Source organism: Pseudoalteromonas sp. QJM3NY_22 (assembly GCF_056173065.1).
Map to the genome: position 1 here is coordinate 1,300,736 of NZ_CM149655.1, position 12,759 is coordinate 1,313,494.

Below are 12,759 nucleotides of genomic sequence, written 5' to 3' on the forward strand. Positions count from 1 at the left end.
GGTAAGAGGCACACCCTTATCCTAGTTACAATTGGGCACAAGTATACATATACCTTAGTGCTAGGGGAAGTATTGCGCGGTGTATCACCTTATGCCGAGTTAGAACTCGGCATAAGGTACAATTGGAGTGCCAGGAAATTCAAGAGTGCCATATACAGGGTTGAAGTAGTATCGCATATACAATTGGCCAAAGTTAGGCTCGTAAAAGTCTGAACGATCTATTGCCAGGTAACCACCAAAAAACCAGTGTGGCGTTATTCTATATTCAAAGCTGCCCTCTAGGTTATAAGAGATACTTGAACTTGTGTCGCCCTCAAACGCTGGATTTGCTCCTGTTTCAAGCTGACGAATAAACGCTTCTGCTTGTAAGTTTGGATCGTTAGGGAAAAAGTCAATTGCTTGGGTTTTAGTTTGTGAATATGAAACGCCCGTTTTCAAACGATAAACAAAATCATTGCCCCAACGTGCGTCATAACTAAGCGGTACTGATAAACCAACGTAATTTTGTGGACTATAGTAACCACCATGCCCCCAAGTTTCTTCACTTAAATTATATTGGTATGCCCAATGTAATAAACTTGCTCCTACAGTGAATTCGCGTTCTTGATTGCTAATTACGCGATAATAACTGCCACCCATAATACGATATCGCTGATTGTCTTTTACATTTTGGCCCTTATATGAGGTAAAGTCAGCACTAGACCAAAATCCCCAATTACCACCTAAATCGTGTGATATATTTGCAGTGAGGCCTGTAGAACGTACGCCGCCCCATATTTTACCGGTGTTTATATCTTCAAGACCCGCATAAGAAAGTACTGAGCTGGTAACAGGACGCTTCTCTAATTCAAGGCTGTATCCAAAGTCGCCAATATCATCGGCGTAATTTACGCCCCAGACAATATCCTCAATTAAAAACCCTAAAGGGGTTGTACCTATATCTAAACGCCAGTTTTCATTCTGCCAGCCTAATCCAATATCTACGCCGCTTTCTTTTGGGCTTACTTCATCAAGAGAACACGTAAATATACATAAAGCACCTTGGCCATAACGGCTTCCCGCAAATTGCTCATCAAAACGTGTTGTTTGCGCACTAATTGTTGTCGGGTCTATTTTTACAAAGCCTTGACCTTGCCAAAGTGGGAAATAGGCTTCAATAGGCACTAAACCAGCCCCAAGGGTTGCTTCACTTTCAGTGCTTGTCTGGCCACTAAAGTTAACAGCAATAGCGATGTAAGCTTGGTTTTTGTTTTGTTCATTAATAAGCTCACGCTTTGCGCCGTTTATATACCACTCATCGCTTTCATTTATTAGTGAAAGCGAGTTATAAAGCTCTTTTTCAGTTAATGTGCGGTTAGGCGAGAGTGTTTGTGTGTACCAAAGTTGAGCTTGTTCTGTTTCATTGAAATTGCTGGCCACTTGGGCGCCCAAATAACGTAACTCTGTATCATTTGGCGATTTAGTAATGAGTTCTGTAGCTAAACCAAGTGCGTCACCTGAGTAATTAAAATCATTAAGAGATGCCATAATTTGACGCTGTAAATAGCTTTCCTGTGATGAAGTTTGCGTTATAGCTCGTTGTGTTACTTCTTTGGCTTGAAAATCATCACCTTGCTCTCTGTACGCTTTAGCAATCGCTAGTAAAGCTTGTGGCTCAATAATTTGCTTATTTTGCACTTTTTGTTGATATAAGATAATCGCCGCTTGGCGTTGTTCAAGCGCTAAATTTGCGTTAATTAATGCTGTGGTTATTGCTGCGTTATTTTTATATTTTTGGTCTAGTTGATTTAGTTTCGCAATTAAATCGCTGCCGCTGTAATACTGGTTAATATAGTTGTTTTGTAACTGTACATATTGATTAACATCATTTTCAGATGCATTTTCTGAAAGAGCATAACTGGTGAACCATTGTTTAGTTTGTTGCTCATTTCCTTGTTCTAATAGCCATTCGCCATAAAGCATATGCCAATAAGCAGAAGGTGTAGGTTGTGCCGTTAATGCTTTATTTATAAGTTTAACAGCGTATAGCTCTTCATTAATTCGATACCAATTACGTGCTAATTCGGCTTGCATTACGGGAGTTAAGTTTTGTGCTTCTAAGGCGCTTAAATGATAGATGGCTGTTGCTTTATTTTTAGCATCAAGATGGCGCTCGCTTTGAGTTAAAGATTCGTTAAGTTGTAGCTGTTGTTCTAGCGTAACAATATCTGCATTTCTGGCTCTGAAGGGAATATATTGCAAGGTTGCAATAGCGCCTTGGTAGTCATCAATAGATCGTAGAAAAAGCGCGTGGCTATAGCGCAACTGAGGGTTTAAAGGGAACTGCCACAATACGTTATTAAACAACGTACGAGCTTTATCAGTAAGCCCTTTTTGTTGGTATATAAAAGCTAAGTCGTAATATAGCCAAGATTGCTCTGGTGCAATATCTATTGCCTCACGCAACACTTTTTCAGCCTGCTCTAAATCACCAGCTTGCGCTAGGGTATTTGCTTTTGCTCGATATTGGCTACTAAGCGATATTGAATAGGATTGCTTAATTTGCTCCTTTTGAGCAAATGTTAAACGGTTATAAAAAGACGTTAAAGCTTGTTCACTTTGTTCAAGTTCAGCTATTTCAAGCAAACCTAATAAGGCGCTGTTATTGAGAGGGTCATTCTTTAAAACAACTTGATAGGTTCGTTCTGCTTGAGAGTATTGCCCTTGAGCAAATTGTAACAAGCCTCTGTTATATAAAACTGCATTAGGGTTTTGCTCCAATGCATCAGCTAAGTCTAATTTTAGCTTTGCTATTTTAAATTCATTCTTATTAATCGCACCTTTGGCTTGGCGTATATAAAGCCAAAACTTTGCTGTTTTAGCTAATCCTTTTAAGGTTTCTCTTTGTGCAAAATCGGCGGTGTGCTGTTGCGCTCGTGTAAAGTACTCATAGGATTTTTGATTGTCACCTAAGCGTAAATAAAGAATACCCAGACTTCGCATTATTGCACCGTCTTGAGGTCGCCCACTTATCGCTTTTAACAGTAACGGTTCAGCCGCTTTTAATTTGTTTTTTTCAAGGAGTTTATCGCCTCTAACCCAGAGCTGATAGGCTGGATCTGCAATTAAGGTTTGACGTGCTGTTAAATCTTTTTTGAAATCCTGATACTGTAACTCACCTTTAGTACTAAACGGGTAAAGCATAAAGTAGGTTTGAAACTCTTTATCAGTGGCACCACTAATTGGCATGTTTGCTAGCGAACCGAGCCAAATCTCTTCTACTTCATTACTAAAGCTAGAAGTTGAGCCGTATTTACTTAGAATACGAATAGCGTGCTTGTCACTTGGGTTACGTCTGAGTAAATGCCTCGCGTAAGCAATCTCAACTTGGCCTATATTAGAGTAACTTTGCAATAATGTTTCGTAACCATTTTTAACACTTTGCCATTGAGAGCTGTCTTGTGCGTACCAGCTTAAATGTTCTAGTTCATAATTGAGTGTTGGGTATACATTATTAAATATTTTATTATAAATTTGACGTGCAGGTTCGTACCGACCTGCGCGAGCTAGTAATTTAGCTTCTTGAATAGCCGATTTATCTTTGCCTTCAATTCGAGACATGACTTTGAGTTTTTCAATGCAAGGGGGTTGCTTAACAAGTCCGTTATTTAATTTGCTTAGTAGTTGATTTGCTCCATCTAAATCACCGTTAACAAAGTTGTAATGCGCTTGAGCACACTGTGTTTCTATGCGGGTTGGAGCAATCGCGACCAGCTTTTTCAAGCTATCTTCAATAAGCCTTTTATTTTTTTGTGCTTCACCAATATTTATTTGGCTTAGTAACCACTCAACAGATCGCGTATCAATATCATTTACTGTTTTTGCGTTTAGCATTGGGCTCAGTATTAATACGCAGAGTAGGGCAACCTTTAGCTGCATTCAGTACTCCATTTAGGTTGTAATGTTCCATCCGCTGTAATTGCAAAACGTTTATTTAAAGTACTTGTACCAAATAAATTTAATACACTGTCGTAGTAACGAGTTTGAGTGAATAACTTATCAACCATTAATTTTTGCTGAATTGTCATCGCTAAGGAATCATCGTCTTGTATTGCAAGTAAAGGTAGTAAAGCTGCATTAAAGCCTAATGGGCCTCTTTTTTCTGATTTACCTGATTTCGAAAACGTATTTAATGGCACATAACCACGGTCATTAATTGTTTTTAAAAATGGATTAAATTGTGCTAACAATTCTTTTTTATAAGGTGCATCGTTTGCCATCATACTGGCCCATAAATAAACCCTAATAGCGTTGTAGCTTCCTACGTCACTTGTTTTTTTATCGTAATAAAAACCATTATTAGTGTCGTACATTACCCAGTCAGGGCTAACACCTTGTTTGGCCGTATCTAGAATTAACTTTGCTGAGCTTTCATGTAGTTGTTCCCAAGGAGAATGAGGATATAGTTTTTTAAATTGTTGATATATAAATAAAGGTGAGTAACTAGGGTTTAATTTATATTGTTCGTCTTTAAAGTCAAAGCCAGATGGGGCCGGTAGTAATGACAAACCAAGACCGGAAATATAGGCTGTTTCTTCTCGTATTATACGCTGAGCTAGCACGGCCGCTAATATACTATAACGACGGTCATCCCAGAGAATAGCAGCTTGTGATAAGCTATAAGCTATCCATAAATCAGAGTCAGAGGCAGGGTTTGAATCTAAAATTGCTCCTGCATTTTTTTCATTTATACCCCATTGCCATGCTGGTAAACGCGTACTTAAATCACCTTCGGATAAATGATTTTCGGTCCAATCAAGTACTAAATCAAACATTGCTTTATCGTTTGCTATTACAGCAAAAAATAACGCGTAAGACTGACCTTCAGATGTTGTAATACTCTGCTTACTACCTAAATCAATAACACGACCATCTGGGCTTATAAAGTGGCTTTTAAATACTTGCCATGCTTGCCACGGTTGACACTGTTCTATCTGTGCTTTCGTATTAAAAGCAAATAATGCCACAGCAATGCAGATTACCTTTATAAGTGACTTCATTATTTATCTCCTTCAGCTAAACGCTTGTATGTAAGTGCTTGTAATAATCGCCATAGAATAAATGAGATCATCAGTAGCGTTAAAATAGATAATAACGCTAATATAAATGGGTGATCTGATAGGTGAAACCAAATTAAGGTATGAACAGGGATCTGACCAACAAAATACTGTTTATCTGTTTTAATTGTTTCGATCCCTTGTGTTGTAATTATTGTTGCACTGCCCTTAATTTGTTCTCGACTTTGCGAGTTCATCAGTGCGTTATCTAATAGGCCAAACGCTTCATTTGTTGTTGCCGTTAACGATACTATAGAACGTTGCGAGCTAAAGGGGGACTGATAGCCTGTAATCACCGCCATATTGCCGCTACTCTTTACGTTTATTTGTATTTTTTCAGCTTTATTATCGTCATAAGCACCGTTATAAATAGCGAGTTTAATTGCACGTTGATTGTTGTTAAGCAAAATGTTTTTTGGTTCATCTTCTTTTAGCTTGTCACTGCGCGTACTTGGTTTGGTTATAAACAGTATGTCTTTATCGTTGTAGTTTATATCATCACTTAAATATTTTACTGTTAAACGGTGACCAGGGTAGCCTGTTATAGCGCCAAAATGACCGGTTAAATTAAAGAGCATTGAAAGTGCTTTAGGTGTTGGGTTTTCATTCAAAATAACTAATGTTTGTTGTAAATCGGCGTGTTTTGTAAACGGGAATCCACTATTAGCAAATACATTTAAATCTGGTAGTGCGATATAGTGATTAAAATTACTTACATCAATATGAGAGTTACCGTCTATAACACCATATTCGCCGCCAAGAGGAGCTCCAGTACATGTTGCATTTTTTAGTACGTCAAATCGAAAATCAAAATTAAGCTCATTACGTTTAGCCAAGCTAATACCATTAAGCGAAAAGTTTTCAGTACTTTGAGTTGAATCTGTATTAGCAATTAACGGTAACAGTGTTTTTGTTGTACTTACAGTAGAGTCATTTTTTTCTAATAAAAAGCCACTAATAAACTCTTGGTTTATCAGCATATTCAGCCTAGAACTTAGTGTGTCATCTTCTGGCGTATTACGATATTGCAACGTTATCGGGATCCCTTTTTCACGCCACGTAAATAAATCAGGTGCAAAGCGAATATTCAACTTAACAGGACCGCTATTGAGCCCTGTAGTTTGTAACTGAGTTGGGTAGTCAATTAACTCATCAAAATGTACAGGGCGATCGCTTCTCAGCCATCGAGGTGCATCGTAAGCTTTGCGAAGTGGAATCTTATTCATGCCTTCAATACTTACACTTCGGCCAGTCATTACTTTATGGCCAAACACTAAACCGTTTACTGCGGTTTTTAAATCTTTTTCATCACGTCCTAATATAAGGAGTATTTTTTTATAACGGTGTATTGGATTGGAAATAATCTCGATTGTTGGTTTTTCTACATCAGGGTAGTCGGCTAAAAAAGCAGGTTTAGATGCGTTTGTAATAAATACAACACTGTGTTGATTAGGTGATTGATTAAGTACAACAGGGAAGTTAGCGCCACGCCAATCAGCTTGAGCACCAAACCAGCTCGAAAGTGTTGCAGCGGCTTCTATTGCTTCTTTATTTGGTGTGCCGGAAAAAATAAACGGAAGAGTTAGTTTACTGTAATCTTTGCTATCAAAAAATGGTTCAGGTAAATACTCAATTTTACTATCAATAGCCAGTGAAGTTTGGTCGAGAGTTATATTACTTGATTTGTTTATTTCTACCCAAATAGCACGGCTAAAATAGTCTTGACATGACGTACTATAATAACCAACAAGCTCAAAGCGAATTTGATTGAAGTCTTGAATGTATTTTGCGTTGAGCGCTATATTATGTTCAGAGGTATTTTTAATAATATTTGAAGGTTCATTTATAGGTAAAACTGTCACCAAATTTTCATTAAAATACACTTTTAAATGCGATACATTGGCAATTAATGAAGGGGAGTTTGTGTATGAGAAATTCAACATCAAATTTTTACTCAACTTATCAATGCGATTAGTGAAGTTGACATTTGAATCGTTATTTATAGCGTCTAGCTTATAATTATTAAAACCGAGAGCTTCAAAATCAAGACGTAAGCTAGTAACTTGAGCACTCTCAGGGTAGCCATTGTTGAATATGGTCTTATCACTCATGGGCTCAATAGCATTAGCTTGCCAAGCAATGTTCATGAGTAAAAATATAACGAGTGTACTAAGTAGCTTATTAATCATAATTATTTTGCACTATAGGTTTTTTTGGAATGAATGAGTTTATATACATAACTAAACGAGTTAACAGTTTAATAGTCGGTTGTAATGGCCTAGGCGCATGAAATAGTAAATTACTAAAGCCTCTTAAACTAGTCTTTTGTACTTCTTTGAAGCTGTATGACGGGCGATCATGCCTAAAGTTATTTTGCCAATCAAGCCAAGCATCTGCTCTAGAAAAAGTACACTGTATAAATGCACGTTGTTTTTCGAGCGACAAATCTTTAAGTGTCAGACCTATCTGTTTATTACGGGTATTACACACATGAGTTGTAAACGAAAATTGTTTGTCTCCTCGACTCATTAACAACTCAATTTTATCGTTTACTCTACATAGGTGGGCATGCTCTGTCTCAATACCGACACCATTATCTGAGTAATCAGTGATTCTAACTTTTAATGTGTGCCCATTCGCTAAGCGAATACCCGCTGGAAAGTTGGCTTTTATTCGGTGTGAGTGCCTTACTTGACGCGCTTCTGCTGCAACAGCAACAGTGGCTCCTAGAATAATCATGTTGTAGAGCGCCCAGCCCATACTAATCACTAACACACCTATTTGAGAAGGGTCACCAAAGATCAAACGCAGTACCCCAAACACGATGCCCAGAAGGTTAATTGCTAATAGTATGAGATAGGGTTTCGAAATTCCCCAGTCGTAATGCTCTTCATCATTTAGCCCACCTTTTTCTGTTACATTAAACTTACCTTTATTAGGATTAAATAAGGCAACAGTGGTTGGTTTCAATATGTACCAAGCCAACACCGACTCATACACTTCGCCCCAAAATGAGTACCTGTATTTACCTTGAATACGTGAATTAGTCGCTTTAATTTGAATAAGTGTAGGTACTACATAAATAAAAATAGCTAAAAAAGGCGCATAGATAATATAGGCATTAAAGTAGATCAGTGCTAAAGGGGCTGTTAAAAATACAATACGAGGTATTCCCGATAAAAAATGTAACATTGCGTTTATATAGCACAAGCGTTGAGGAATACTTAACCCTTTGCCTATTAAAGGGTTATCAAGTCTGAAAATTTGCGCCATACCGCGTGCCCAACGAATTCGTTGCCCAATATGCGCCGATAAACTATCAGTAGCGAGTCCTGCGGCTTGTGGAATGTTGATATAAGCTGTTTTATAGCCTGCGCGTTGCATGCGCAGTGCTGTGTGAGCATCTTCGGTTACAGTTTCAAATGCAAAACCACCAATATTATCCAGCGCTTCTCGTTTTAATACCGCACAAGAACCACAAAAGAAAGTCGCATCCCACATGTCGTTACCGTCTTGAATAAGCCCGTAAAATAACATGTTTTCATTTGGGATTTGGCTGTGATTGTTAAGGTTTCTTTCAAATGGATCAGCAGAGAAAAAATGATGTGGTGTTTGCACTAAACAGACTTTACTGTCTTTTAAAAATTGGCCCATGGTTGTTTGCAAAAAAGAACGCGCAGGAACATGGTCACAGTCAAATATAGCAATGTACTCACCGTGGGTATAGCGCATAGCGCTGTTCATATTGCCAGCTTTGGCATGATTGTTATCCGGACGCGTTAAATACCCTACGCCAACTTCTTTTGCAAAATCAGCAAATTCAGGACGTTTACCATCATCGAGAATATACACATTTAACTTGTCCTCAGGCCAATCGATACTTAGCGCTGCTAATGTAGTTGGTTTTACAACACTCAATGGTTCATTGTAAGTTGGGATATACACATCAACCGTAGGCCATAATTCAGTGTTTCTAGGTAATGGTATGGGCTTGCGTTCGAGTGGGTTAATAGTTTGGAAAAAACCAAGTATTAAAACAAGCCAAGCATATGTTTCAGCAAGTAGTAGTCCAGCTCCTAAGGCTAAAGCAAGAGGATCATCCCAATTTAGCGTTTCAGTGTAACGCCACCACAAGTAACGTGAGGACGTTGTTACCGATAAAGTGATCATTACAATCGTTGCCATCTGGCCTTTTATTCGCTTAAGTGAATAGGCGACTAATAAAATGAAGCTTATAAAAATGGCTTGCGCTTCTAGACTAAAAGGAATAGTGATAAAAATCGTTAATAAAAACAATATGAATGCAATCACAATGTATTTTACATATTTATTTTGCCAAACACGCGCATCGGCAATAGAGTAAAAAGCACTTTGTTTAGGGTTTTTTTTGCTTTTTGACAGTATACGCCTTAGTAACTTACCTAATTTTAAATCAAACCACCTAAACTGCCTAAAGAGACGATTCACTGAGTCATAGAAATGGTGTGATATTTTTTCTTTCGTCGCCCTTTTTTTTGTCGTTTTTTTAACGAACGTCAAAAAAACGCTTTGTAAAATAAAGCGTATTGAATTTGAATAAGGATGGTTTCTATACGGTTGTCTTAAATGCGGATAATTCACGCTTATCGATTCACGAATATTACGCTTATGAACGCTAATTTTTACAAATAGAGAACTTACTATAATCAGAAATGGCATCAGCAATGCTTCAATCGCATTCATTCTGTGTTGATTGAAGTAGCCGTGAAACTTAAACAGAATCAAACGGACTAATTTTTCGCTAAACAATAAACTCAGCACCAGTCGAAAGGTGTTTTGAAAAGGGTGTTTATGAAGTGCCTTAAATGAGATCATAATGCTGTTTTACTTACCAACCAGCCAGCCAGCGTTTCGAAATCGTCGTTAGCAATGCTATAAGGTGCACAGTTTAGTGCCACATTACGATAAGCCGTTGACTCTTTAATCACTTCGTCACTATTTATAAAAAAAGGTGCCATAAGTGGGAGTGTTGACTGCCAAAGTGAGAATAAATCGAATTCTAATTCAGAGGATGAATTGTATCGGTTAACTAAAAAAAAGTGATGCCACGAATTTTCTGTCTTTTTTAGTTTTTGCAAACGTCTATAAATAAGACTGTGGCATACCGCATCGCAATTGACTAACTCAATGACAATATCGTCTTCATGTAAGGTGTAGTTACTGATATCTATATGACTAGGACAATCGAAGAGTACCCAAGCGTTTTGAATGTTGTCCAGTTTATTGCAATTATCAATCAGTTCGTTTAATGCGGTATTAGAAGGTGTTTTTTCGCCATGAGGTAAAAAAATGATGCCGTCACTATCTTGGTAAAAACATGTCAGGATATCGTTGAAATTTTCAGCGTCGCTCCAGCCTTGTGTGTTTTTCCAAGGCAAACCAAAATGCAGCCCTAAATCACTTTTTGGGTCTAAATCAACCGCAATTACGTGTACATCGGATTTTTTCAGCACGCAGGCAAGATTAGCCACAATTGCGGTACAACCTGTACCACCTTTTATACCTTTTAAAAAAATTCTTTGCACGTGATGGGGTTACCTATAGTTTCAACGGCTAGTAATAGACGCAAGTTCGTTATCAATTTCTTTTAATAACGCATATTTATTTATAGTTTGCATGTTTTTTTGCGTATTCACTATTTCAATGTAATCTTCACTTTTACCGCCAAAGCGATGAGCTAAGTTTGCTATATCGTTAGATGTGAGTGTTTGAGGTTTTTTTGAAATTAAGTTTTGCATTACTACCTGTATCAGTATGTTTTATTTTATAATATATGGACATTATTTGACTATTATATATAGAATAGCGGCTAAAACTAGTAAAAAAGTATTTTTTTTGAAAGGTGTTTTGTGTGCATAAGTTTAACATTTTGGGATTAGACCCCGCAGCTGAAGAAATAAAACCTGCTGCAATTTATGCTGTTTTAGCGCCTTTAGACAATTTTTCTATTGAGTTTATATTGCATTCAATAAGCCCCAATGATGTGAAAGAAAATATTTTTATAGTCTCTTCTCAGATAGAGTCATTCTTTGAATCTTCTTGTTCGAATTTATTACTTGATGCTAGTGAGCAAGGCCGAGTACATTCTTTTTCATTTACAAAAGAAATTAGTGAGTGGAATGCAAAACGCATAAATAAAGGGATTATTAAAGAGTTAAGTGCGTATGAAAATATAAAAAATGCTCTAATCGTTGTTCATTTTAGTACTCAGCAATTACGTGATACCACTGAACAGCAATTTGAAACGCTTATTGAGCAATATAAATCATTTTTAATTGATACAAATACTAGTCTTCTATTTTTAATCTCAGGTCCTGAAGTTGCTAATTATCGATTTTTAGTAAGGCGCTTAAATCAACTCTTTAGCGGCGTTGTGTTTGTCGATAATGATTCGGCTGCACGAGTACTTGAGTTCGACTATTGGAGACACAGCACAGGGGTGTTATCAAATACTCACTATCAGTTAATTTTGCAAAATGATCGGTTAGTTGTAGAAGAAGGGAAAATAGAAACCCAAACACTTAGCAATAAACATTTTAATGATGAAGATGTTGTGTGGTTAGTACAAAACTCAGTACCAGAGGGAACAAAGCTGCCTGCAAATTATCATGTTGTAAAAAGTAACAGCGATTTATTTGAAAAAGGTCCTCAGCTTGAAGCCGCAACATTAGTATTTTCGGTTACACGCTATACCGACTTATCTGAGTTGGGTAAACAATGTTTTGAATTGAGAAAAAATTGTGGTCGTTGGTTAAAACTCGTGATTCAAAATGTAGATGGGATTATCAGGCACCAAGACGAGTGCTTATTTTTAACGCTGGGTGTTAATCTTATTTTGTATAGCTTTTCCGAACCTTCTCGGTTGTTATCGCAAATTCAGTCGATCCAAGGCTTTCAATTTTCTCGACCATTGCCTCCATCTGTTGAGCATGTATTACGATATACTGAAAACACGTTTTCAAAAGGTTACTTACCATTTATTGATTTTACTCGCCAAGTTGAAGTGCACAGTGACTCGGCGGTTAATTTAGGTGTCAGTGGGGTACTGGTTGTACTTGAGTTATTACCAAGAATAGATCCTATTCACCCACTTCATCTATTTCACATAAAACGTGAAGGTGATGTATTTAGTGTTGCTGAAAACAAAGTTTACTTGTATCTACATGCTTGTAGAGAAAATGATGTAATGAATGCGATTAAACATTTATTCAAATTAGAAACCAGTGATTTTTTTGCTCAACAGAGCATTATTTCGGACCACTTCTATATTCAGCAAGAATGTAAACAATTACGCCGATATTATAGAGATAAAGATGTGAGTGATTTTACAAATCAACTAAAAGAAAATGACAGTTACAAGTTCGGTCCTGCTTTAGCAAAAAATCCCAGTATTGATATTGCTACGCCTGAATTTTTCACTCAGGAACGCCCTGATGCAAAAGCTTTTACAATGAAAGTTAAAGAGCTGTGATATGAGTATTAATCAACTTTTAATTACAGCATTAATCTCGGGGTTATTTGGTGTTTTATTGTGCCTAATTGGCTCTTACATAGTATCTAAATTAAAAAAGTATTATTACAAAATGACATTTAAGCACGAAGTGCTAGAACCCTATACACCTAA

General features: G+C 37.2%; 7 protein-coding genes. 1 reads left to right on the top strand and 6 read right to left on the bottom strand.

The features are described 5' to 3' along the window. Positions 1-99: 99 nt before the first annotated feature. From AC0VZ4_RS05740 to bcsR, 6 genes are read right to left on the bottom strand one after another with little or no spacing between them, the layout of a single operon-like run. A complete protein-coding gene (locus AC0VZ4_RS05740) occupies positions 100-3,918 on the bottom strand; it encodes a cellulose synthase subunit BcsC-related outer membrane protein (RefSeq protein WP_475441165.1) in 3,819 nt (1,272 codons plus the stop codon). Continuing rightward, entirely contained in the window at positions 3,909-5,039 is a 1,131-nt protein-coding gene (gene bcsZ / locus AC0VZ4_RS05745; RefSeq protein ID WP_475441166.1) for a cellulose synthase complex periplasmic endoglucanase BcsZ, read from the bottom strand. Before bcsZ ends, AC0VZ4_RS05740 begins: the two co-directional genes overlap by 10 nt. Continuing rightward, positions 5,039-7,285 carry a cellulose biosynthesis cyclic di-GMP-binding regulatory protein BcsB gene (gene bcsB, locus AC0VZ4_RS05750; protein ID WP_475441167.1) on the bottom strand — a complete coding sequence of 749 codons (2,247 nt, stop codon included), beginning with the start codon at positions 7,283-7,285 and terminating at the stop codon, positions 5,039-5,041. Before bcsB ends, bcsZ begins: the two co-directional genes overlap by 1 nt. Further along, entirely contained in the window at positions 7,278-9,950 is a 2,673-nt protein-coding gene (bcsA, locus tag AC0VZ4_RS05755) for a UDP-forming cellulose synthase catalytic subunit (protein ID WP_475441168.1), read from the bottom strand. The genes bcsB and bcsA overlap by 8 nt, the downstream gene beginning before the upstream one ends. Continuing rightward, positions 9,947-10,660 carry a cellulose biosynthesis protein BcsQ gene (bcsQ, locus tag AC0VZ4_RS05760; RefSeq protein ID WP_033040970.1) on the bottom strand — a complete coding sequence of 238 codons (714 nt, stop codon included), beginning with the start codon at positions 10,658-10,660 and terminating at the stop codon, positions 9,947-9,949. The genes bcsA and bcsQ overlap by 4 nt, the downstream gene beginning before the upstream one ends. Before the next feature lie 21 nt (positions 10,661-10,681). Beyond that, a complete protein-coding gene (gene bcsR / locus AC0VZ4_RS05765; RefSeq protein WP_475441169.1) occupies positions 10,682-10,873 on the bottom strand; it encodes a BcsR/BcsP family cellulose biosynthesis protein in 192 nt (63 codons plus the stop codon). Between the two features lie 113 nt (positions 10,874-10,986). Here bcsR and bcsE point away from each other — a divergent pair, with 113 nt between their 5' ends. Continuing rightward, a complete protein-coding gene (gene bcsE, locus AC0VZ4_RS05770; RefSeq protein ID WP_475441170.1) occupies positions 10,987-12,606 on the top strand; it encodes a cellulose biosynthesis protein BcsE in 1,620 nt (539 codons plus the stop codon). Positions 12,607-12,759: the final 153 nt, after the last annotated feature.